Below are 23,647 nucleotides of genomic sequence, written 5' to 3'. Positions count from 1 at the left end.
GTTACTTATTTTATAACAGTGATGAATCTTTTTGGCTATTTTTCCTAACAATCTTCCGCCCTACACTCTCCTCCATTCAAACGTGAGGAATGTTCTGCTATGAAAAATAACCGTATCTGTCAGATCCTGGGTATCGAAAAGCCTGTTATTCAGGGACCGTTATCCTGGCTTACTGATGCCCGTTTAGTGGCCGCGGTCAGCAATGCAGGAGGGCTCGGCGTGCTGGGGCCTAATGCCGGTTTAACCGCCGACACCGCGGTCTCCACGCCGGAAGAGACCGCCGAAAAAATGCGGGAAGAAATTCGCAAAACCAAACGGCTGACCGAAAAACCCTTCGGCGTGAACCTGATCCCCACCGCCGTTAATGACGTCTGGACCGGGCCAATTCTTAAGGTGATAAAAGAGGAAGGCGTCAGGGCCGTGGTGTATACGGGCTATGGTGAAGGCAGCATTATTCCTACGCTGTTCAGTGAATTAAAAGAGGCGGGTATCGCCATTATCTACCGCGACATCAATCCCACGCCGGAGAACACCCTTCTGGCTGAAGAAATGGGGGCAGACATTATCGTCGCCACCGGTTTTGACGAGGGCGGGACGCTACCCGCAACGGCGCTGGGTACCTTTTCCATCGTGCCGCTGATTGCCGATGCCGTGAAGCATGTTCCGGTGATGGCGGCGGGCGGTATTACCGATCGCCGCACCGCCAGAGCGGCGCATGCGTTAGGTGCGGAAGGCGTGTTTGCCGGTTCGGTCTTTATCAGTACCGTAGAAAGCCGCGTGCCGCAGGAGGTCAAAGAGAAAATTGTTGCCGCCAACGGCCTGGACCTGCTGCTTTTCCGCACCGTCCCTCACTACTATCGTTCTCTGCCCGGCAAGCTGGCGGAAAAACTGGCGGCGATGGATAAAGCTGGCGCAAGCAATGAAGCGCTGGGCAAGGCGATGGGAGGATTGCGGGGCCTACGCCTGGGCATGCTGGAAGATAACACCGATGAAGGTTATATCTCGCTCGGCACGGGGATAGGAAGTATCCGCAGCGTGAGAAGCGTGGCTGAGGTTGTCGATACATTAACGGTTGAGTAAGCCCTTAACCCTGATGCTATGGACGCTGCACAGGAGCGGCGTCCGTAAACCGTCTTCGGCTCTTTGTCACACATAGCCGCCTTTCATCTCGCCACCGGTAAATCCGCGTACCGCGTCGTATAGGCCGGTGACAGCATCTCCCGCTTCATCGCCCAGGCTTTCTCAATCCCCTGCCCGGCAAACCATATTTTCCCTTTGCCGGAATGATTTAAGCTGTCGATGGTTTCCATCAGCGCGGCGCTGTTGGCGCTCGGGCGGTTATCGTCAAACAAATTCAGCTGGGCAACGCCGCTGCTGAAAAAGTCTGCCAGCATCACCCCCGCTTTCATATAGCGATATCCGTCAAGCCAGATACGCCCCAGCGCCTCAGTGGCGGCACGAATGATATCGCGCGAATCATTGGTGGGCGTCATCAGGGTGACGGAAGCCTGATTGCCGTAATAAATTTCGTTGTCGGCATGCGGGCTGGTGCGCACAAACACGCTGATAAAGCGGCAATACTGATGCTCGCCACGCAGTTTTTCCGCAGCACGTTCTGCATAGGCGCAAATGGCCTGATGCATCTCCTCGTACTGCGTAATACGGTGTCCAAACGAACGACTACAGATAATTTGCTGCTTCGTGGGAGTAAACTCTTCCAGATCGAGGCAGGGCTCACCTCGAAGCTCGCGCGCCGTGCGCTCCATTACCACGTTAAAATGTTTGCGGATGACCCAGGATTACGCTTCCGCCAGCTCCAGCGCCGTGGTTATCCCCATCGCGTTAAGCTTTTTCGTGATGCGTCGTCCTACGCCCCACACCTCCTCCACCGGAACCTTTGCCAGCAGCTTACGCTGCCGTCCACGATCCGAGAGATCGACCACGCCACCGGTGGCTGACCACCGCTTCGCCGCATAGTTGGCCAGCTTCGCCAGCGTTTTAGTCGGCGCAATCCCGACGCCCACACTTAAGCCTGTGTTTTTAAAGACCTGCGTACGCATCTGATGACCGAATGCTTCCAGCGAGATGCAGTTGCTGACACCCGAAACGTTCACAAATGCTTCATCGATGGAGTAGATCTCAATGGCCGGCGCGAGATCGGTCAGCGTCTGCATCACCCGGCTGCTGAGATCGGCATACAGCGCATAGTTGGAGCTAAAGACGTAAACCCGCGACGGATACCCCTTCTCTTTGAATTTAAAATAGGGCTCCCCCATTTTTATGCCGAACTGCTTTGCCTCCCGCGACAGCGAAATAATACAGCCGTCGTTATTGGACACCACCACGATGGGCTTACCCACCAGATCGGGGCGAAACACCCTCTCGCAGGAGGCATAGAAGCTATTCACATCAACCAGCGCGAACATGTTTATGCGTTTTGAGCGTATGAGTGACGACACCGAAGATTTGCAGCTCCTCTTCGGACTGAAAGGCGATCGGCTGATAGCGGGCATTACGCGGCAGCAGCCGCAGAACCGGGCGGGTCTGTAGCTCTTTCACCGTAAATTCGCCGCCGACCGACGCCACAACAATGTCCCCGTGCTCGGCATTTAACGAGCGGTCTACCACCAGCAGATCGCCGTCGCTAATCCCTGCGCCGATCATGGAGTCCCCGCTCACTTTGATAAAGTAGGTCGCACTGGGGTGCCTGACCGCCAGCCGGTTAAGATCGAGACGATCCTCCACATAATCCTGCGCAGGGCTTGGAAAGCCACAGGCAACACGCTCAAGATATAAAGGTAATTCAATAAGTTGCTTTGGATGATAAGAAAAGAGAGTGTCCATAAATGCCTTTCCCGCCAGATACTGTATATAAACACAGTATTACGGATTACGGCACAGGATCAAGGTCATTTCCGACAAAGACCGCAAACGCGTTGAAGTTTGAGCGGATTTAATTTAGCAACCTCTTCTGCTGGCGATCGCAGATGGGCCAACCGAAAGTCATAAAAAAGTCATTAGCGAACACTTTTAAAATCACTTCATATAAATAAGATCATTAAATCACTATAGAAACACTATCAATTGACTTACACATCAGAATAACGCATATTTTAGGGCACGAATTATCAAGACTTTTGGAGGACGTTTTCTATGCCAGCCCGTGACTATCCCGACAAGCGAGTTGCCCGCGGTTTAGCAAAGGAGGCCGATCTCAGGATGTTGAGCGCCCGCATTGAGCCTGACCTGATGGAATATATCAGAATCACCGCCTTTGAGACGCGAAAAAGCAAGCAGGAAATTGTGGCAGAAGCGTTAGCGCTTCACAGACAAAAAAGTCAATGCGGAGTCTGAGCAGGCAAAGCCTGGAAGTGTCCTTCCGGCTTTGCCCATGCTGTGATTAACCCATCAGCGCATTCAGCTTTTCAAGTGCTTCAGGCGGCAATTGCACCTCTCCCGCCGCGAGGTTTTGCCGCACATGCGCCACGGATGACGTGCCGGGGATCAGCAGGATGTTCGGCGACCGTTGCAGCAGCCATGCCAGCGCAACCTGCATCGCCGTTGCGCCCAAGGAATCCGCGACGGCCTGCAGGCCGGTGGACTGCAGTGGCGTGAAGCCTCCCAACGGGAAGAACGGCACATACGCAATCCCCTGCTGCGCCAGTAAATCTACCAGCGCATCGTCGCCGCGGTTCACAATGTTGTACATGTTCTGCACGCAGACGACCTGCACCATCTTCCGCGCTTCCGCCACCTGCGTGGCCGTGACGTTGCTCAGGCCAATGTGGCGTACCAGCCCCTGCTGCTGTAATTCTGCGAGGGTGGAAAGCGGTTCAGCAATCGATCCTTCTGCCGGGCCGTGTGCGCTAAACATGATCCGCAGGTTCACCACGTCCAGCACGTCCAGCTTCAGGTTGCGCAGGTTGTCATGCACCGCCTGGGTCAGCTCCTGCGCGGAAAAGGCCGGCAGCCAGGCCCCTTTGACATCGCGACGGGCACCGATCTTGGTGACGAGGGTAAGATCGTCCCGGTAAGGATGAAGCGCCTCGCGGATCAGCTGGTTCGTCACATGCGGGCCGTAAAAATCGCTGGTATCGATATGATTCACACCCGCCGCCACGGCTTCGCGCAGCACGTCCAGCGCGGCCTGTTTATCCTTCGGCGGGCCAAATACGCCCGGCCCGGCAAGCTGCATTGCCCCGTAGCCCAGTCGTTTCACCGTTCGCGTTCCGAGCGCGTACGTCCCGCTTTTATCAATGCTGCTCATGTTAACCTTCCTCATAAAATGATCCGGATTTACAACAGGTTCCTGACCGAAGCCCTAAGTTAAGCGCGAGTTAAATTAAAGTTTAAATTCTATACGACGATAGTATGGGTGTACCTCTGCATCTTTTCTAACGGACGACCGCTATGCTGAAAAATCTGCACGTGATTACCGGAATTATCTTTGCCCTCACCATATTCTGTCTGCTGCAAGTTGTCACGGGAGGGTTGTTCTACTCTGCCGTCAGCAACGATCGCCATAACTTCCAGAACTCCGGCGTGCTGAATGCCCAGCAGGAAAGCCTGAGCGACAGCGTGAACACGCTGGTGAAAACGCGCGTTACCGTCACCCGCGTGGCAATCCGCTACCTGAAGAACCAGCGCGACCCGGCATCCCTTGCCGCGATTAACAAACTGCTCGGCACCGCAGGCGACTCGCTGGCTAAAGCTGAAGCCTATAACAAAGAATGGCAGAAAATGCCGCAGGTTAACGGCCAGAATGCGGCGTTAACCGACGAGATGCAGAAGTCATGGAATCAGATGCACAAGGTGATGCGTTTGTCGATTGAGTATCTGCGTGCCGACAACTACCAGGCCTATGGCGATCTGGACGCTCAGCAGGCCCAGGACGACATGGAAGCGGTCTATAACCGCTGGCGCGCCGAGAACAACACGCTGCTGAAGGCGGCAACCGAAGAGAACCAAAGCAGCTTCACGCAGATGCAGTGGACGCTGGCAGCCATTTTCCTGGCCGTTATCGCCGTGCTGGTGGTGATCTGGCAGGGTTTACAGCACCTGCTGTTAAAACCGCTCAACGCCATCATGAACCATATTCGCGCCATTGCGGGAGGCGATCTGACACAGGATATCACCCTCTCTGGCCGCAATGAGATGGGTCAACTGGCGGCTGGCCTGCACGAGATGCAGCAGTCGCTGGTGACGACCGTCAGCGCCGTACGCGGCAGCACCGACTCCATCTACACCGGCGCGGGTGAAATTGCCGCAGGGAGCAACGATCTCTCCGCCCGCACCGAAGAGCAGGCCTCCTCGCTCGAAGAGACAGCCGCCAGCATGGAAGAGCTGACCGCAACGGTTAAACAGAACTCCGATAACGCCCGTCAGGCGACGCTGCTGGCGAAGAATGCCTCTGAAACAGCGGCTCGCGGCGGCCACGTCGTGGATAACGTGGTGCGCACCATGAACGAAATTGCCGACAGTTCGCAGCAAATCGCTCATATTACCGGCGTGATTGACAGCATTGCATTCCAGACCAACATTCTGGCGCTTAACGCCGCGGTGGAAGCCGCACGCGCAGGCGAGCAAGGCCGCGGGTTTGCGGTTGTCGCCGGTGAAGTTCGTACGCTGGCCAGCCGCAGCGCGCAGGCGGCGAAAGAGATCAAAGGGCTTATTGAGAACTCCGTCAGCCGGGTGAACACCGGTTCTGAGCAGGTCAGCGAAGCGGGCGCGACTATGAAGGAGATTGTCGCCGCCGTCACCCGCGTCACCGATATCATGGGCGAGATTTCGTCCGCATCGGATGAACAGAGCCGCGGAATTGAGCAGGTGAGCCTGGCCGTGTCGCAGATGGACAGCGTGACGCAGCAAAACGCCGCGCTGGTGCAGCAGTCGGCCACGGCGGCAGCGGCACTGGAAGATCAGTCCGAACAGCTGCGTCAGGCCGTGGCCGCGTTTCGTCTGAACGGTAAAGCAAACGCCACCGCCCCACGCCCGGCCGACGTTAAAACGCCGCAACTGCTGCGTCCGGCAACGGCTAACGCCACCCCCGACAGTAACTGGGAAACCTTCTAAGCCTCAGGCGGGCGAAGATATCGCCCGCTAACGGCTGCGCTTGGCGTGCCGTTCCCAGTTCTCCTGCTTCGCGTCGTCGGATTTTCGCAGGGAAACATAGCAAGCCCCGCTGCCGCCGTGATGCGGCAGCGCCACGCAGAACGCCTGCACTTCCTCGAACTCGGTTAACCAGCGTGCCAGATAGCTACGCACCACATTAGGATGCGAATTTTGCTCGCGCCCTTTCCCGTGGATGATGATGAGGTTACGTAATCCGTCACGACTGGCCTGGCGAATAAAGGAATACAGCATCTGGCGGCAGCGTTCAGCGGGCTGACGCAACAGATTTAAGCTGGCCTGTCGGGAGTATTTACCCGAACGCAGCTTATCAATAACGCCCTGCTGGACGCCTTCGCGCTGGAACGCCAGCGGCTCGTCAAGCGGCAATAGCTCAAGGAAACCCAGGGTCAGAAAGTTGTCGAGCTGTTCGGTATCGATGTCCTGGCGAGCCCGGGTATTACGGCTTTGCTGCCAGTGGATATCGGTGCAGCGTTTCAGGGGCTGGACATCCTCCATGGCGTCAAGAAAAAGGGATTTGTCGTCAGGGTTCATGGAAATCCTCCGGCTACATCTGGGCTTGTACTATACCTGCGCCAGACAGGTGTCTCAATAACCCTTAGAAGATGAGGCACGGGATAAATATTAACCCGATGAATATATATAGTCATTATAAAATGCACTTAAACCTGACTTAACTAAAACCCCATCAACGGTAAAATAGGTGATTTGCGTTAAATTTTTGTAAAATCAGTCATTCACCTTCCTTTCATTTTTCGGGAAAGGTGTTATAACTAAATTTACCTGCCTCATGGATATAATACCCAGGACTTGCGAAAGGACGCACTGCTGTGTGTACTATAGGGTCTGTCTGATGTCGGGCAGACTCTGTTTTTTTATTATGCGACATTCACCCTGAAACTATTTTTCTCGCTTCCCTTCTGAATTGCGTAATTAATGATTCGGCAAGCGGAGTTTGACGAGAATCCCGGCGCTGAATTAAATAATATGCGGCTTTTGGAAGCGACTCGGCAACCGGCAGAATGACCAGACGGTGCGCCAGCAGCGGATCACAGCCTAACTCCTGCGGAAGGATACTTAAAAAATCACTTTGCGCAACAAGGCTAATGCAGGAAGAAAAGGTTTCGCACACTACGCCAATCCGCGGTATTTGCGAGCGGTGGCTAAATAGATCTTCTAATTGCTTATAATAACTTCCCCGCGGCGTTGGCATTGTCCAGTTATAATGCAGCAGATCGTTAATGGATGTTGCCCCTGTCGCCGGATGCCCTTCCCGGCAAAATACCGCAAACGGTTTTTCGAAGAGTTTTTCAAACGTAAACTCATGGTCGTAAGGCCCCTGATAATAGGTGTTGATGGTGAAGTCCAGTTCGCCCTGGCGTAATTCATTGATCATCGACACCAGCTGCCCTTCCATAATTCGCACTTTAACCTGCGGGTGCTGGGCGTGAAAACGGGTGATGACGGCGGGCATCAGGCTGCGTGACACGCTGGCCCCCATCCCGATATTGATCTGCCCGGCCAGATCCCCCTGCCGCTGGCGAATGTCATCCTGCGCCGCACGCAGCTCTTCCAGAATCAGCCTGGCGCGCTGGTAAAAACCTTCCCCGCACTCGGTCAGCGCAACGCCTTTACTCCGGCGAACAAAAAGCTGCGCCGCCATGCCCTCCTCCAGCTCTTTGATGGATTTGGTCAGCGCCGGCTGCGAGAGATTCAGCGTCCGGCTGGCACCGCGAATGCTGCCCTGACGCGCCACTTCAACAAACGCCCGGATTTGATGAAATTTAATCTGAAATGACATAGCCCAACCGATAACCGTTGTTTATCAGAGTAAAGAAACTGTCATCTACTTTAATGGAAAGGGATGTGCGAGGGTAATTCCTGAACGGTTAAAACTGTGAAAAAACGGTTAGTGATAAGTAAAAACTATCACAGCGTGAAGCAGTTCACATTTTTTAATGATGACAGGAACAGATATGGACACACTGGCGCAGTACATCCAGACATTAGCCCCCCAGCTGATCGCATGGCGTCGCGATTTTCACCATTTTGCGGAATCCGGCTGGGTAGAGTTCCGTACCGCCGCAAAGGTCGCGGAAATCCTTGACTCCCTGGGCTACGAACTGGCGATGGGTCGCGACGTGATCGATGCCGAAAGCCGTATGGGGCTGCCCGATGACGCCACCCTTTCGCGAGAGTTTGCCCGTGCGCGGTCACAGGGGGCGCCTGAGAAATGGCTGGCGCCGTTTGAAGGCGGATTTACCGGCATTGTGGCGACCCTGAATACCGGACGACCGGGCCCGACGCTGGCGTTTCGCGTCGACATGGATGCCCTTGATTTAAGCGAAGCGCTCGACGACAGCCATCGCCCGTTCCGCGACGGTTTTGCCTCCTGCAACGCGGGAATGATGCACGCCTGCGCGCACGACGGCCACACCACCATTGGCCTGGGGCTGGCAAAGGTGCTTAAGCAGAACGAAGCGCAGCTCAACGGTACCGTCAAGCTGATCTTCCAGCCTGCCGAGGAAGGCACCCGCGGCGCGCGCGCCATGGTCGCCGCCGGGGCGCTGGACGGCGTGGACTATTTTACTGCCATCCATATTGGTACCGGCGTCCCCGCCGGAACGGCGATCTGCGGCAGCGATAACTTTATGGCAACCACCAAGTTCGACGTGAACTTTACCGGCGTTGCCGCACACGCGGGCGGCAAACCGGAGGATGGACGTAACGCCCTGCTTGCCGCCGCGCAGGCCGCCCTCGCCCTGCACAGCATCGCCCCGCACAGCGAAGGCGCTTCCCGCGTCAACGTCGGCGTGATGCAGGCGGGTAGCGGCCGCAACGTGGTGCCCGCAAATGCACTGATCAAGGTTGAAACCCGCGGCGAAAGCGAAGCAATAAACCAGTATGTCTTTGAACGCGCGCAGGCTGTCATTAACGGCGCGGCCGCGCTCTATGGCGTGAGCGCGGAGATGCGCCTGATGGGGGCCGCCACCTCCAGCGCACCGACGCCGGCCTGGGTTGATTACCTGCGTGAACAGGCGAGCCAGGTATCGGGAATTGTGCACGCAATCGATAAGGTGAAAGCGCCAGCAGGCTCTGAAGACGCCACGCTGATGATGGCCCGCGTGCAGCAGAACGGCGGCATGGCGTCGTATATGGTGTTCGGCACGGATTTGAGCGCCGGACATCACAACGAAAAATTCGACTTCGATGAGCAGGTCATGGCTGTCGCCATTGAAACGCTGGCGCGAACTGCGCTCAATTTCCCGTGGACGCGAGGTGTGTAATGCAGGAGAACTACGCTTTTATTGCCGATGCCATCGACACGCGATGTCAGACGCTAACCGATATTGCCGATGCAATTTGGGATCATCCCGAAACCCGCTTTGAAGAGTTCTGGTCCTCCAGACGGCTCGCTGACGAGCTGGAAGCCGAGGGCTTTACGCTGACCCGCGAGGCAGGCGGTATCCCAAACGCGTTTATCGCCAGCTTCGGCAGCGGAAAACCGGTTATCGCTCTGCTGGGCGAGTACGACGCGCTGGCCGGGCTAAGCCAGCAGGCGCACTGCGCGACGGCGCAATCCGCCACGCCGGGGGCGAACGGCCACGGCTGCGGGCATAACCTGCTGGGCACCGCGGCGCTTGCGGGCGCGGTGGCGGTAAAAAGCTGGCTGGAGCAGCACGGCGGCAGCGGAACGGTGCGTTTTTACGGCTGTCCCGGTGAGGAAGGCGGCTCCGGGAAAACCTTTATGGTACGTGAAGGTCTGTTTGATGACGTTGATGCTGCTGTCACCTGGCACCCGGAGGCCTTTGCCGGGATGTTTAACGTCAGCACGCTGGCCAACATTCAGGCGGCCTGGCGTTTTCACGGCGTGGCGGCGCATGCGGCCAACTCGCCCCATTTAGGGCGCAGCGCGCTGGACGCCGTGACGCTGATGACCACCGGGACCAACTTTCTTAACGAGCACATCATTGAGAAAGCGCGCGTCCATTACGCCATCACCGACACCGGTGGGATTTCGCCCAACGTGGTGCAGGCGCAGGCTGAAGTGCTGTACCTGATCCGCGCCCCGGAGATGGCCGACGCGCAGCAGATCTACCAACGCATCGAAAAAATTGCCCAGGGCGCGGCAATGATGACCGAAACCACCGTCGAATGCCGCTTTGATAAAGCCTGCTCCAGCTACCTGCCGAACCGCACGCTTGAGGCTGCGATGTACCGCGCGTTGCAGCACTACGGCACGCCGGAGTGGACCGATGAAGAGCGCGACTTTGCCCGCGAAATCCGCGCCACGCTGACGCCAAACGATCTGCAGAACAGCCTGAAAAACATTGCCGCCACGGGGGGAGAAGCAGGCAAAGCCTTTGCCCGCCGCCATCAGGAGACGCTGCTGGTGGATGAAGTCGCGCCCTATGCCATCACCGATAACGTGCTGGCGGGTTCAACAGACGTGGGTGACGTCAGCTGGAAAATGCCGGTCGCCCAGTGCTTCAGCCCCTGCTTTACCGTTGGCACGCCGCTGCACACCTGGCAACTGGTGTCGCAGGGACGAACCTCCATCGCCCACAAAGGCATGCTGCTGGCCGCGAAAGTGATGGGCGCAACCGCGCTCAATCTGCTGCAGGATGCAGACCTGCTGAAAACATGCCGTGAAGAGTTCGAACAACAAATAGAAGAAAAACCGTACGCGTGTCCGATCCCACCGGGCGTGACACCGTCACCTTTAAAATAAAAAAACACAACACAACAACACAACACTCCCGAGGAACGCCCATGAGTATGTCATCCATACCTTCGCATTCCCCATCCGGTAAGCTCTATGGCTGGGTTGAAAGGATCGGCAATAAAGTGCCGCACCCTTTCCTGCTGTTTATCTATCTGATTGTGATTTTGATGGTTGCCACCGCCGTGCTCTCGGCCTTTGACGTCAGCGTGCGCAGCCCGGCAGACGGCAGCCTGGTGGCGGTGAAAAACCTGCTCAGCGTTGACGGGCTGCACTGGTTTTTACCGAACGTCATCAAAAACTTCAGCGGTTTCGCTCCGCTGGGGGCCATTCTGGCGCTGGTGCTGGGCGCCGGGCTGGCTGAACGCGTGGGCTTGTTACCCGCGCTGATGGTAAAAATGGCGTCCCACGTCAGCGCGCGCTACGCCAGCTACATGGTGCTGTTTATCGCCTTCTTCAGCCACATTTCATCCGATGCCGCGCTGGTGATTATGCCGCCTATGGGGGCGCTGATCTTCCTCGCCGTCGGGCGCCATCCCGTGGCGGGTCTGCTGTCGGCCATTGCGGGCGTGGGCTGCGGGTTTACCGCCAACCTGCTGATCGTCACCACCGACGTGCTGCTCTCGGGCATCAGCACGGAGGCGGCGAAAACCATTGATGCGGCCATGCACGTCAGCGTGATCGACAACTGGTACTTTATGGCCAGCTCGGTGATTGTCCTGACGATTGTCGGCGGGCTGATTACCGATAAGATCGTCGAGCCGCGTCTGGGCAAATGGGAAGGCCGTAGCGATGAAAAGCTGGAGACGCTAAGCAAAGAGCAGCGCTTCGGCCTGCGCGTGGCTGGGCTGGTCTCGCTGGCGTTTATCGCGCTGGTGGCGCTGATGGTGGTACCGGAAAACGGCATACTGCGCGATCCGGTTAAGCATACCGTCCTGCCGTCGCCGTTTATTCAGGGCATCGTGCCGCTGATTATTCTCTTCTTCTTTGTCGTTTCGCTCGCCTACGGTATCGCTACCGGCAAAATCCGCCGTCAGGGCGATCTGCCGCAGCTGATGATCGAGCCGATGAAAGAGATGGCGGGCTTTATCGTGATGGTATTCCCGCTGGCGCAGTTTGTGGCGATGTTTAACTGGAGCAACATGGGCAAGTTTATGGCCGTGGGCCTGACCGACGCGCTGGAGGCTGCCGGATTAAGCGGCGTACCGGCGTTTGTCGGGCTGGCGCTGCTGTCATCCCTGCTGTGCATGTTTATTGCCAGCGGCTCCGCCATCTGGTCAATTCTGGCGCCGATCTTCGTGCCGATGTTTATGATGCTCGGATTCCACCCGGCGTTTGCCCAGATCCTGTTCCGCATCGCGGACTCCTCGGTGATCCCGCTGGCGCCCGTCTCACCTTTCGTTCCGCTGTTTTTAGGCTTCCTGCAGCGCTATAAGCCCGAGGCCAGACTGGGTACCTACTATTCGCTGGTTTTACCCTACCCGCTTATCTTTTTAGGGGTATGGCTGGTGATGCTGGTGGCATGGTATCTTGTCGGCCTGCCGATTGGGCCGGGGATATACCCGAGGCTAAATTAAAGGATTGAAAATGCTGAGATTACTCGAAGATAAAATTGCGACGCCGCTCGGGCCGCTGTGGGTGATCGCGGACGAGCAGTTCTGCCTGCGCGCCGTTGAGTGGGAAGAGCACAGCGACCGCATGGAGGAACTGCTTGATATTCATTACCGCGCACAAGGTTATGAACGCATCAGCGCCACCAACCCGGGCGGGCTGAGCGACAAGCTGGCGGCGTATTTTGAAGGCGATCTCAGCATCATTGACACTCTGCCAACCGCCACGGCAGGTACCCCTTTTCAGCGCGAAGTGTGGCGGGCGCTGCGGTCGATTCCGTGCGGGCAGGTCATGCATTACGGCCAGCTCGCGGAGCAGCTAGGCCGCGCAGGCGCCGCACGCGCGGTGGGTGCCGCCAATGGCTCTAATCCGGTCAGCATTGTGGTGCCCTGCCATCGGGTCATTGGCCGTAACGGCACCATGACCGGCTATGCCGGTGGCGTGCAGCGTAAGGAGTGGTTACTACGTCACGAAGGGTATCTCTTGCTGTAGATCCCAGGCTTTTTGTGCTTAATTTTCTTCCGGTTAGGCTAAAAATCCATAATCAAGCTGTGGAATTTCAAGAAGATGGCAACACGTTGCCGTCTCTTGTCCTTATTGAGGGTTTGTCAGGCTTACGTACTTACCAAAAAGATGTTAAAATTGACCAATATCAATTAAGGCTTGAGCAAACCTATGATCCCGGAAAAGCGAATTATACGACGCATTCAGTCTGGCGGTTGTGCTATCCATTGCCAGGATTGCAGCATCAGCCAGCTCTGTATCCCGTTTACCCTGAATGAGCATGAACTCGATCAGCTTGATAATATCATCGAGCGCAAAAAGCCGATTCAGAAAGGGCAGACGCTGTTTAAAGCGGGAGACGAACTGAAATCGCTCTATGCTATCCGCTCTGGCACCATCAAGAGCTACACCATCACCGAACAGGGTGACGAGCAGATCACCGGCTTCCACCTGGCAGGCGATCTGGTGGGCTTTGATGCCATCGGCACTGGTCACCACCCGAGCTTTGCTCAGGCACTCGAAACCTCGATGGTTTGCGAAATTCCGTTTGAAACCCTGGACGATCTGTCCGGTAAGATGCCTAACCTGCGTCAGCAGATGATGCGTCTGATGAGCGGTGAGATCAAAGGCGATCAGGACATGATTCTGCTGCTTTCCAAAAAGAACGCAGAAGAGCGCCTGGCCGCGTTTATCTACAACCTCTCCCGCCGCTTCGCCGAGCGCGGTTTCTCGCCGCGTGAGTTCCGTCTGACCATGACCCGTGGCGATATCGGTAACTACCTGGGCCTGACCGTTGAGACCATCAGCCGTCTGCTGGGTCGTTTCCAGAAGAGCGGAATGCTGGCCGTTAAGGGTAAATACATCACTATCGAAAACGGCGAAGCGCTGGCCGTTCTTGCCGGACACGCCCGCAACGTGGCGTAACTCTCCGCATGTTGATAACCAGACTGATAAATTCACGTGATTTATTGGTCTGGTATCATCGCTTCCGCTTTAAGACATTTTCACCGTAGCACGTCCCCATACAGCGCCTGAAAGGTTGTCGTTGAGGTTATGAATTGAGAGAAAGTTTGTTTTTCGTTTCAGTCGTGATCGCCTCAGTGACCTTTATCTTCATCTGGATCATGCTTGTCGGTCCGATGAAGGGGGAGGAAAAAACCTACGTTCAGGATTCCACGACCTTTGCGATAGCGGTGATGGTGCTGCTGTTCATTGCGTTTATCGCGGTGACATCCACCGTGCTTTTCCTCTGATAAATTTTCATGAATTATTGATCTGGCAAAAGCTCCCCTCTGTTTCATTCAGGATATATAGGTTACTCTTTTAATTACAGACTGTGGTGACAGTAGTAAGGAGACCTGTATGGCCAAGTATCAAAACATGCTGGTAGCTATCGATCCGAATCAGGACGATCAGCCGGCATTACGACGTGCTGTGTATTTACATCAACGGATTGGTGGCAAAATCAAAGCGTTTTTGCCGATCTATGACTTCTCGTATGAGATGACCACCCTTCTGTCGCCTGACGAGCGCACCGCTATGCGTCAGGGCGTCATCAGCCAGCGTACCGCGTGGATCCGTGAACAGGCGAAGTATTACCTGGAAGCGGGCGTGCCTATTGATATTAAAGTGGTCTGGCATAACCGACCTTTTGAGGCCATTATCCAGGAAGTGGTTGCCGGTGGGCACGACCTGCTGCTGAAGATGGCGCACCAGCACGACAAGCTGGAGTCCGTAATCTTCACTCCGACCGACTGGCATTTGTTGCGTAAATGCCCTTGCCCGGTCTGGATGGTGAAAGACCAGCCGTGGCCTGAAGGCGGGAAAGCCGTTGTGGCGGTGAATCTCGCGAGCGAAGAGGATTATCACAATTCGCTCAACGAGAAGCTGGTGAAGGAGACCATCCAGCTTGCCGATCAGGTTAACCATACCGAAGTGCATCTGGTGGGCGCCTATCCGGTTACCCCGATCAATATCGCCATTGAGCTGCCGGAATTTGACCCTAGCGTCTATAACGACGCGATCCGCGGTCAGCACCTGCTGGCGATGAAAGCGCTGCGCCAGAAGTTCAGCATTGACGAGAACATGACGCACGTGGAAAAAGGGCTGCCTGAAGAGGTGATCCCGGATTTAGCCGAACATCTGCAGGCCGGGATTGTGGTGCTGGGCACCATTGGCCGGACCGGTATCTCTGCTGCCTTCCTCGGCAATACCGCCGAACAGGTGATCGACCATCTGCGCTGCGACCTGCTGGTCATCAAGCCGGATGAGTATCAGACGCCGATTGAGCTGGACGACCCGGAAGACGATTAACGTAAACATCAAAGCCCGCCGCTCCGGCGGGCTTTTCTCATCAGCTCTCCATTACCGGCTTCGTCTGTTCACCTGACTCATCCTGCATCCACGGCGCGTGCAATACCATGCTGGGCAGCGCCAGCTTAATCTCCTGGGCGTTCAGCCCTTCAAGAATACGGATATTGATCTCCTGCTGGATGTCCATGTATTTATTGTAATCCGCGGTATTAACGATATGGACGACTTCAAACGTCAGGCGGTCGCGGTCAAATCCCAGAAAATGGGCACGATCGAATTTTGTCTCGCCGACATCAGTAATGATCTGCCTGACCATATCCCCCACGTAGCGCAACTTATCGGGCGGCGTGTCGCTGGCAACGCCAAAGGTAAAGACGATGCGACGCGTCTGCATGCGTTTGTAGTTGTGAAGCGTCTGCTGAAGCAAAATGGCGTTACCGCAGACGATCTGCTCCCCGCTCAGGCTGCGGATACGGGTCGTTTTCAGGCCAATGTGCTCTACCGTCCCCGCCACGTCGTTGAACACCACAAAATCGCCAATTTCAAACGGCTTATCAAAGCCGATAGAGAGCGAGGCAAACACGTCGCTGAGGATAGTTTGTACGGCGAGGGCGATGGCAATACCCCCTACCCCAAGGCTGGCAACCAGAGCAGTGATGTTGACGCCCGCGTTAGCAAGGATAGACAGCAGCATCACTGACCAGACGATGGCACGGAGAATAAGCCCCGTGATCACCAGCGTGACCGGGTTTTTATGGCTTCCGGGCGCCAGCATGACGTGACGAAGCCACGACACCACCCCCTGATCCATCCACAGCGCCACCTGGATGGCGAAAACCAGGAACCAGGCGTGGCTCACGGTACCAAAGAGATGATCCGGCAAGTCAACGAAACGCAGGCTGAAGAGCAGCGCCACCACAAACAGCAGGAAGCGGCTGGTGCGGTTAAGCATATCGGTCAGGATAAAACGCATCCGGTTGGTGGTCGGGTGCTTGTCGCCCCAGGTGGTGATGCCTTTCTTAACGAACGCGATCAGGCGCGTTAGCAGCCAGTACACCAACAGCGTCACAAAGACAACCGTGGCGGCGCCTATCCAGAATGTCGGCGTCATCATCAGCGCGATGATGTCGAAGCGGGACAGAAATTGCATTACACCTCCTCGTATTACACAAAGGGTAAAGTATAGACAGAGGAGAAACGCTGGCCGCAGAAATAGGAAAACCGCCCCGAAAGGCGGTTTGTCAGGAGAAAGCGAATTACAGCGCTTTCAGAATCGCATCCACGCTGGCTTTGGCGTCGCCAAACAGCATATGGGTATTCTCTTTGAAGAACAGCGGGTTCTGCACGCCAGCATAGCCGGTGTTCATCGAGCGTTTGAAGACAATGACGTTCTGCGCCTTCCACACTTCCAGAACCGGCATCCCGGCGATTGGGCTACGCGGATCGTCCTGTGCCGCCGGGTTAACGGTGTCGTTAGCACCAATAACCAGCACGGTGTCGGTGTCGGCGAAATCATCATTGATCTCGTCCATCTCCAGCACGATGTCGTATGGCACCTTCGCTTCCGCCAGCAGTACGTTCATGTGGCCCGGCAGACGTCCGGCCACCGGGTGAATACCAAAGCGAACTTTGATACCGCGCGCACGCAGCTTCTCGGTGATTTCCGCCACCGGATACTGCGCCTGCGCCACCGCCATACCGTAGCCTGGGGTGATGATCACAGAATGCGAGTTTTTCAGCATTTCCGCGGTGTCTTCCGCGCTGATCTCACGGTGTTCACCCACTTCTTCGTCAGAGCCGGTAGAAGAACCGTCAGAACCGAAGCCACCGGCGATAACGCTGATGAACGAACGGTTCATCGCCTTACACATGATGTAAGACAGGATGGCACCGGAGGAACCGACCAGCGCACCGGTGACGATCAGCAGGTCGTTGCTCAGCATAAAGCCCGCAGCCGCCGCTGCCCAACCGGAGTAGGAGTTCAGCATCGAGACAACCACCGGCATATCCGCACCGCCGATGGACGCCACCAGATGCCAGCCAAACGCCAGTGCGATGATGGTCATCACCAGCAACGCCAGTACCTGCAGGCCCACGCTTTCGGTACGCACGAAGACCACCAGGAGCACAAACGACACCACCAGCGCCGCCAGGTTCAGCTTGTGACGGTTAGGCAGCATCAGCGGTTTAGAAGAGATCTTACCGCGCAGCTTGCCGAACGCCACGATAGAACCGGTGAAGGTTACTGCACCGATGAAGATACCGAGGAACACTTCGGTCAGATGAATGTTGACCAGAATCGGCTCCATGCCCGGTTCGTGATACAGGTAGCTGTTGAAGCCCACCAGCACCGCCGCCAGGCCCACGAAGCTGTGCAGAATCGCCACCAGCTCCGGCATCTCGGTCATTTCAACGCGCTTCGCCAGGCGAATACCAATCGCGCCGCCGATGATCATCGCCACCAGGATCCACGCCACGTTGCCGGTATCCGGCCCGAAGATGGTGGCAATCAGCGCAATCGCCATCCCGGCGATACCAAAGTTATTTCCCTGCTGAGACGTTTCGTGTTTGGAAAGCCCCGCCAGACTGAAAATAAACAGGATTGCAGCAACAATGTATGCGGCTGTCACTAATCCTCCAGACATATGCTACCCCTTAGCCTTTACGAAACATTTTCAGCATGCGCTGAGTCACGGTGAAACCACCGAAAATATTGATACTGGCGATCAGCACCGCGATAAAGCTCAGGAAGCTGATCCAGCCGCCGTGTCCAATCTGCAGCAACGCCCCTACCACGATGATCCCGGAGATAGCGTTGGTCACCGACATCAGCGGCGTATGCAGCGCATGGGAGACGTTCCACACCACGTAGTAACCCACAACGCACGAGAGTGCGAAGACGGTAAAGTGGCCGAGGAACTCTTTCGGCGCGACGTCAGCCAGCCAGCCGAACAGAATAATGACCAGCGCCATGATGGCGTATTTGCGCCACGGAGAAGCCGGTTTAGCCGGTTCTTTTGGCTCGGGTGCCGCTTTCGGCGCAGCCTGGGGCTGGGCTGAAACCTGAATAGGCGGCGCAGGCCAGGTAATTTCACCTTCGCGAACGACGGTGACGCCGCGCACCACCACATCGTCAAAATCGACGGTGATGTTGCCGTCTTTCTCTTTGCAGAGCAGCTTCAGCAGGTTAACGAGGTTGGTGCCGTACAGCTGAGACGACTGGGTTGGCAGGCGGCCAGGCAGGTCGGTATAGCCGATCACCTTCACGCCGTTCGCGGTCGTGGTCACCTGATTGGCAACGGTATACTCGCAGTTACCGCCGTTTTGCGCCGCCAGGTCGACAATCACGCTGCCCGGCTTCATGGAGTCGACCATCTCACGGGTGATCAGCTTCGGCGCCGGTTTACCCGGAATAAGCGCGGTGGTAACAATAATGTCGACGTCTTTTGCCTGCGCGGCGAAGAGTTCCATTTCGGCTTTGATAAAGGCTTCGGACATCACCTTCGCGTAACCATCACCGCTGCCCGCTTCTTCCTTAAAGTCCAGCTCAAGGAATTCGGCCCCCATGCTCTGGACCTGTTCCTTCACTTCGGGACGGGTGTCGAACGCGCGCACGATAGCGCCCAGGCTGTTTGCCGCACCGATTGCGGCAAGACCCGCCACGCCCGCGCCAATCACCATCACTTTCGCCGGTGGGACTTTCCCCGCCGCGGTGATCTGCCCGGTAAAGAAGCGTCCAAATTCGTGGGCGGCTTCAACAATGGCGCGGTAGCCGGCAATGTTTGCCATGGAGCTCAGCGCATCCAGCGACTGCGCGCGCGAAATACGCGGCACGGAGTCCATCGCCATCACGGTCACGCCACGGGCCGCCAGCTTCTCCATCAGTTCAGGATTTTGTGCAGGCCAGACGAAGCTCACCAGCGTGGTGCCTGGATTCAGCAGCGCAATCTCACTCTCTTCCGGCGCGTTGACCTTCAGAATCACGGGCGACTGCCAGACTTCAGCACCGTCCACCACTTCCGCGCCAGCCTGAATAAAGGCTTCGTCATCGAAACTCGCCAGCTTGCCTGCGCCGCTTTCAACCGCGACGGTAAAACCCAGCTTAAGCAGTTGCTCCACCGTTTTCGGTGTTGCCGCTACGCGGGTTTCATTGGCTAACCGTTCTTTTGGTACCCCAATACGCATAGTTTTCCCTTCCATCGGTTTTTGATGATGGTTTGTCGATAAATGCCCGCGGTTTGTATCAATTTTCGCCAGCATGATAGCGACGAGAAATGAGTAACCCCGCAAAATAAAACAGTAACAAACTGTCTATAACCTACTGAAAATAGCGCTTGTGATCTACCGCCAGAAAACACTATTTCTTACTTTATCTGTGAAAAATAAGCGATCGGCGTCACTGACAGTGATATTTACCTTAAATTCATCGCCAGAACCGATAAATCGCGCAAGCGAAGCGGTAAAAACATGATATAGCGCCATAAGAGAACAAGTTATTAACATTAAATTAACTTGTAAAAGTCATATGCTTTATCAGTTTTGCTTGTCAAACGCCTGTTTTTTCAACATATCACTAAATGTTATCGAATTCGGTAATTGAGTGAGCACAGGCAGTGAAAAATGGCGCAGACAGCGACGGGTTTTAAATGCCATAATCAGGGCCGTCTCAAATTAACAACAATACCAGTACATGGTTTGCGCAAGGCGAAGGATTATTTTTATGAAGCTTAAGAACACACTCCTGGCGTCCGCACTTCTCTGTGCGACCGCCCTGTCTGCGAATGCCGCAACAGAGTTAACGCCAGAGCAAGCGGCAGCGTTAAAACCTTTTGACCATACGGTCATTGTGGGTCGTTATAATTCTATTGGCGATGCCGTCGCCGCCGCATCAAAAGCCGCGGATAAAAACGGAGCGGCCTCGTTTTACGTAGTTGACCAGTCCGATTACGGCAACAGCGGTAACCAGCGCGTGACCATTGCGCTGTATAAAGATAATGCACCAAAGGCTGACGCGCCGAAAAACCGCGTGATCAACGGTATCGTTGAGCTGCCGAAAGACCAGGCCATTGAGCTGGAACCTTACGACACCGTTACCGTTCAGGGCTTCTATCGCAGCCAGCCAGAAGTGAACGATGCCATCACCAAAGCCGCGAAAGAGAAAGGTGCCTACTCTTTCTATATCGTGCGTCAGGTGGATGCTAACCAGGGCGGCAACCAGCGTATTACCGCATTCATCTACAAAGAAGATGCGAAAAAACGCGTTCTGCAGAGCCCGGATGCCATCCCTGCGGATTCTGAAGCGGGTCGCGCGGCGATAGCCAAAGGCGGCGAAGAAGCGAAGAAAGTTGAAATTCCGGGCGTAGCGACCACTGCGGCGCCAAGCGCTGAAGTGGGCCGTTTCTTTGAAACGCAGTCCACGAAAGGTGGCCGTTACTCCGTGACGCTGCCGGACGGCACCAAAATTGAAGAGCTGAACAAAGCCACTGCCGCGCAGATGGTGCCGTTCGACAGCATCAAGTTTACCGGCAACTACGGCAATATGACGGAAGTCTCTTATCAGGTCGCGAAGCGTGCGGCGAAGAAAGGGGCGAAGTATTACCACATCACCCGCCAGTGGCAGGAACGTGGTAACAACGTGACCATCAGCGCCGATCTGTACAAGTAACAAAACCGTTGATGAAAGGCGGCGCAATGCCGCCTTTTTTGTTACTTTTTTTGAAAATCTGCCACACATCATTGCATGCTTTCGTTACACTCCGTAAAATCCCGCGCCTTAGTGTGATCCACCATTTTTATGCGCCTTAGCGAAATAATTATTCTGGATTGGGACTTTTCATAACAGGAAGCCAATGGAAAAGAAACTTGGCCTGAGTGCTTTAACTGCACTTGTATTGAGCTCAATGCTGGGCGCGGGCGTATTCAGTTTACCGCAGAACATGGCGGCCGTCGCAAGCCCTGCCGCCCTGCTCATTGGCTGGGGCATTACCGGTGTCGGGATATTGCTGCTGGCGTTTGCCATGCTGTTGCTGACGCGCATTCGCCCTGATCTGGACGGCGGCATTTTTACTTATGCACGTGAAGGTTTCGGCGAGCTGATCGGCTTCTGTTCCGCCTGGGGCTACTGGCTGTGCGCGGTCATCGCCAACGTCTCTTATCTGGTAATTGTCTTCTCGGCGCTCAGTTTCTTTACCGATACCCCTGAGCTGCGCCTGTTTGGCGACGGTAATACCTGGCAGTCTATCGTCGGCGCCTCGGTGCTGCTGTGGATTGTTCACTGGCTGATTTTGCGCGGTGTCCAGACCGCCGCCAGCATCAACCTGGTGGCGACGCTGGCGAAGCTGGTGCCGCTTGGCCTGTTTATCGTGCTGGCCTTCATTGCGTTCCGTCTCGACGTGTTTTCGCTTGATTTCAGCGGCATTGCGCTGGGCGTTCCGGTCTGGGAGCAGGTGAAAAACACGATGCTGATTACCCTGTGGGTATTTATCGGCGTTGAGGGTGCCGTCGTGGTTTCTGCCCGCGCGCGTAATAAGCGCGATGTGGGCCGCGCCACGCTGCTGGCCGTCCTGGCGGCGCTGGGCGTGTATCTGCTGGTGACCCTGCTGTCGCTGGGCGTGGTGGCGCGTCCTGAACTGGCCGAAATGCGTAACCCGTCCATGGCAGGACTGATGGTGAAAATGCTCGGCCCGTGGGGCGATGTGGTGATTGCCGCAGGACTGATCGTCTCCGTCTGCGGCGCTTATCTGAGCTGGACCATCATGGCGGCTGAAGTACCGTTCCTGGCCGCGACGCACAAGGCGTTTCCCCGCCTGTTTGCCCGTCAAAACCAAAATAATGCACCATCAGCCTCACTCTGGCTGACCAACATCAGCGTTCAGGTCTGTCTGGTGCTGATCTGGCTCACAGGTTCAGACTATAACACCCTGCTGACCATCGCCTCGGAGATGATTCTGGTACCCTATTTCTTAGTGGGTGCGTATTTGTTAAAAATCGCCACGCGTCCGGTGCACTATGTTGTGGGCGTAGGGGCCTGTATTTACGGCCTGTGGTTGTTGTATGCTTCCGGGCCGATGCATCTGCTGCTGTCGGTTGTGCTGTATGCGCCGGGTCTGCTGGTGTTTGTCTATGCCCGCCGCACGCATCAGCTGGAGAACGCGCTGAAACGCCGTGAAATGGCCTTAATCGGGCTGTTACTGGTTGCTGCCGTACCGGCAACCTGGATGTTAATGGGATAGCACTGTCTTTCCCATTGTTGAACTGTAAAGGAGAATACGATGGGAAATGCACCGCTTCGCCCAATACTGATCACCGGTGGAGGCCGCCGTATCGGCCTCGCCCTCGCCCATCACTTTCTCAACCTTCGGCATCCGGTCATTGTCAGCTACCGTACGGAATACCCGTCGATTGAGGGGCTGCGCAAAGCCGGAGCGGTTTGCATTCAGGCTGATTTTTCCACCGACGAAGGCATTCTGGCCTTTGCCGAACAGGTTAAATCCACCGCGACGGGGTTGCGTGCCGTGATCCATAACGCCAGCGCATGGTGTGCCGAGAAGCCCGGCACGTCCCTCAGCGATACGCTCTCCGCCATGCTGCAGATCCACGTTAACGCCCCTTATCTGCTTAACCACGCGCTGCAGGATCTGCTGCGCGGCCACGGGCATGCGGCGGGGGACATTATTCACTTTACCGATTATGTGGTGGAGCGCGGCAGCGACAAGCATATCGCCTACGCGGCCAGCAAAGCCGCGCTGGATAACATGACGCGTTCCTTTGCCCGCAAGCTCGCGCCCGAGGTAAAGGTGAACGCCATCGCCCCGGCGATGATTTTGTTTAACGAACACGATGATGCGGAATACCGCCAGCAGGCGCTGAATAAGTCGCTCATGAAAATAGCGCCCGGTGAGAAAGAGGTGATCGACCTGGTGGATTACCTGCTCACCAGCTGCTACGTCACCGGCAGAACCTTTGCCGTGGACGGCGGCCGCCCGCTGCGCTAGTGAAAGCGGCTCCAGAAGAAGATTAACACCCAGGCGCTGAGCCCCCAGCAGACCACTGCCCCGCCCAGCGCCAGGGGGAGCCGCAGAAAACCGGTGAAATACCACAGGGAAAGCAGGTAGAGAAAGTACGGTATGATTGACCACATGCCAAACACAATGGTCGTGCGTAGCGCTTCCCTACCCCGCTCAGAGGCCACAATATAGTGGGCAATCAGCGCAAAGGTCGGGAACAGCGGGATCAGCCCGGCAATATAGTAGTTTTTGGTTTTTGCCAGAATGCCAATCAGTAATACCACCAGCGCCCCCAGCGCGGCTTTGATCACCAGCCCCATATTTTTTCCTATAACAATCAAATAACAAGAAACGTCAGAAT

21 protein-coding genes and 1 pseudogene are annotated in these 23,647 nt (G+C 55.9%); 13 read left to right on the top strand and 9 right to left on the bottom strand.

The features are described 5' to 3' along the window. Nucleotides 1-99 precede the first annotated feature (99 nt). A complete protein-coding gene (locus IM313_RS01265) occupies nt 100-1,080 on the top strand; it encodes a nitronate monooxygenase family protein (protein ID WP_192970989.1) in 981 nt (326 codons plus the stop codon). 83 nt (nt 1,081-1,163) lie between these two features. Here the strand turns inward: IM313_RS01265 and umuC are convergent. Beyond that, nucleotides 1,164-2,426, bottom strand: a pseudogene (gene umuC / locus IM313_RS01260) (translesion error-prone DNA polymerase V subunit UmuC). Next, a complete protein-coding gene (gene umuD / locus IM313_RS01255; RefSeq protein ID WP_028012955.1) occupies nt 2,410-2,844 on the bottom strand; it encodes a translesion error-prone DNA polymerase V autoproteolytic subunit in 435 nt (144 codons plus the stop codon). Before umuD ends, umuC begins: the two are co-directional and overlap by 17 nt. A gap of 309 nt (nt 2,845-3,153) precedes the next feature. On the opposite strand from umuD, the gene IM313_RS01250 reads away from it, so the two are divergent. Next, nucleotides 3,154-3,354 (top strand): hypothetical protein, encoded by a 201-nt coding sequence (locus IM313_RS01250; protein WP_028012954.1) that lies wholly within the window; start codon nt 3,154-3,156, stop codon nt 3,352-3,354. A 46-nt stretch (nt 3,355-3,400) separates the two neighbouring features. Here the strand turns inward: IM313_RS01250 and IM313_RS01245 are convergent, their stop codons facing one another. Then, on the bottom strand, nt 3,401-4,267 hold the full coding sequence (locus IM313_RS01245) for an aldo/keto reductase family oxidoreductase (protein WP_192970988.1): 867 nt from the start codon (nt 4,265-4,267) through the stop codon (nt 3,401-3,403). Between the two features lie 143 nt (nt 4,268-4,410). Here IM313_RS01245 and IM313_RS01240 point away from each other — a divergent pair, with 143 nt between their 5' ends. After that, a complete protein-coding gene (locus tag IM313_RS01240; protein WP_192970987.1) occupies nt 4,411-6,072 on the top strand; it encodes a methyl-accepting chemotaxis protein in 1,662 nt (553 codons plus the stop codon). 27 nt (nt 6,073-6,099) lie between these two features. On the opposite strand, the gene smrA is transcribed toward IM313_RS01240, so the two are convergent. Further along, nucleotides 6,100-6,663: a DNA endonuclease SmrA gene (smrA, locus tag IM313_RS01235; protein ID WP_045630204.1), complete on the bottom strand. Its 564-nt coding sequence runs from the start codon at nt 6,661-6,663 to the stop codon at nt 6,100-6,102. Between the two features lie 355 nt (nt 6,664-7,018). Next, entirely contained in the window at nt 7,019-7,930 is a 912-nt protein-coding gene (locus IM313_RS01230; protein ID WP_028012950.1) for a LysR family transcriptional regulator, read from the bottom strand. Between the two features lie 175 nt (nt 7,931-8,105). Here IM313_RS01230 and IM313_RS01225 point away from each other — a divergent pair, with 175 nt between their 5' ends. The 7 genes from IM313_RS01225 to uspE all read left to right on the top strand — a co-directional run bounded on the left by IM313_RS01225 (nt 8,106) and on the right by uspE (nt 15,280). Beyond that, entirely contained in the window at nt 8,106-9,416 is a 1,311-nt protein-coding gene (locus IM313_RS01225; RefSeq protein ID WP_192970986.1) for a M20 family metallo-hydrolase, read from the top strand. Continuing rightward, nucleotides 9,416-10,861 (top strand): M20 family metallopeptidase, encoded by a 1,446-nt coding sequence (locus IM313_RS01220; protein ID WP_192970985.1) that lies wholly within the window; start codon nt 9,416-9,418, stop codon nt 10,859-10,861. The genes IM313_RS01225 and IM313_RS01220 overlap by 1 nt, the downstream gene beginning before the upstream one ends. A gap of 41 nt (nt 10,862-10,902) precedes the next feature. Beyond that, complete coding sequence (gene abgT, locus IM313_RS01215; protein WP_045261473.1) at nt 10,903-12,429, top strand: p-aminobenzoyl-glutamate transporter; 1,527 nt, start codon at nt 10,903-10,905, stop codon at nt 12,427-12,429. A 10-nt stretch (nt 12,430-12,439) separates the two neighbouring features. After that, nucleotides 12,440-12,955: a methylated-DNA--[protein]-cysteine S-methyltransferase gene (ogt, locus tag IM313_RS01210; protein WP_045261474.1), complete on the top strand. Its 516-nt coding sequence runs from the start codon at nt 12,440-12,442 to the stop codon at nt 12,953-12,955. A 183-nt stretch (nt 12,956-13,138) separates the two neighbouring features. After that, entirely contained in the window at nt 13,139-13,891 is a 753-nt protein-coding gene (gene fnr, locus IM313_RS01205) for a fumarate/nitrate reduction transcriptional regulator Fnr (RefSeq protein ID WP_006174991.1), read from the top strand. A 146-nt stretch (nt 13,892-14,037) separates the two neighbouring features. Beyond that, nucleotides 14,038-14,220 carry a hypothetical protein gene (locus IM313_RS01200; protein ID WP_224224379.1) on the top strand — a complete coding sequence of 61 codons (183 nt, stop codon included), beginning with the start codon at nt 14,038-14,040 and terminating at the stop codon, nt 14,218-14,220. A gap of 109 nt (nt 14,221-14,329) precedes the next feature. Further along, nucleotides 14,330-15,280, top strand: a complete 951-nt coding sequence (gene uspE / locus IM313_RS01195) for a universal stress protein UspE (protein WP_028012944.1) — start codon at nt 14,330-14,332, stop codon at nt 15,278-15,280. A gap of 40 nt (nt 15,281-15,320) precedes the next feature. Here the strand turns inward: uspE and IM313_RS01190 are convergent, their stop codons facing one another. The 3 genes from IM313_RS01190 to pntA all read right to left on the bottom strand — a co-directional run bounded on the left by IM313_RS01190 (nt 15,321) and on the right by pntA (nt 19,465). Then, a complete protein-coding gene (locus IM313_RS01190; RefSeq protein ID WP_047368431.1) occupies nt 15,321-16,430 on the bottom strand; it encodes a mechanosensitive ion channel family protein in 1,110 nt (369 codons plus the stop codon). Between the two features lie 106 nt (nt 16,431-16,536). Further along, nucleotides 16,537-17,925 carry a Re/Si-specific NAD(P)(+) transhydrogenase subunit beta gene (gene pntB, locus IM313_RS01185; protein ID WP_013096868.1) on the bottom strand — a complete coding sequence of 463 codons (1,389 nt, stop codon included), beginning with the start codon at nt 17,923-17,925 and terminating at the stop codon, nt 16,537-16,539. 10 nt (nt 17,926-17,935) lie between these two features. Next, nucleotides 17,936-19,465: a Re/Si-specific NAD(P)(+) transhydrogenase subunit alpha gene (pntA, locus tag IM313_RS01180; protein ID WP_028012942.1), complete on the bottom strand. Its 1,530-nt coding sequence runs from the start codon at nt 19,463-19,465 to the stop codon at nt 17,936-17,938. Between the two features lie 535 nt (nt 19,466-20,000). Here pntA and ydgH point away from each other — a divergent pair. From ydgH to folM, 3 genes are all read left to right on the top strand, one after another. After that, entirely contained in the window at nt 20,001-20,945 is a 945-nt protein-coding gene (gene ydgH, locus IM313_RS01175) for a DUF1471 family protein YdgH (protein ID WP_014883599.1), read from the top strand. Between the two features lie 184 nt (nt 20,946-21,129). Next, the gene (locus tag IM313_RS01170) at nt 21,130-22,512 is read left to right on the top strand and encodes an amino acid permease (protein WP_048999467.1); all 1,383 of its coding nucleotides are present in this window, start codon (nt 21,130-21,132) and stop codon (nt 22,510-22,512) included. Nucleotides 22,513-22,551: 39 nt separating this feature from the next. Then, nucleotides 22,552-23,274, top strand: coding sequence for a dihydromonapterin reductase (gene folM / locus IM313_RS01165; RefSeq protein ID WP_028012939.1), 723 nt, complete (start codon nt 22,552-22,554; stop codon nt 23,272-23,274). Here folM and IM313_RS01160 read toward each other — a convergent pair. Then, the gene (locus IM313_RS01160; RefSeq protein ID WP_192970984.1) at nt 23,271-23,606 is read right to left on the bottom strand and encodes a GlpM family protein; all 336 of its coding nucleotides are present in this window, start codon (nt 23,604-23,606) and stop codon (nt 23,271-23,273) included. The genes folM and IM313_RS01160 overlap by 4 nt on opposite strands. Nucleotides 23,607-23,647: the final 41 nt, after the last annotated feature.

This window comes from Enterobacter cloacae complex sp. P2B (assembly GCF_014895985.1).
Lineage (GTDB): Bacteria > Pseudomonadota > Gammaproteobacteria > Enterobacterales > Enterobacteriaceae > Enterobacter > Enterobacter bugandensis.
This window is presented reverse-complemented; position numbering and strand designations above follow the sequence as displayed.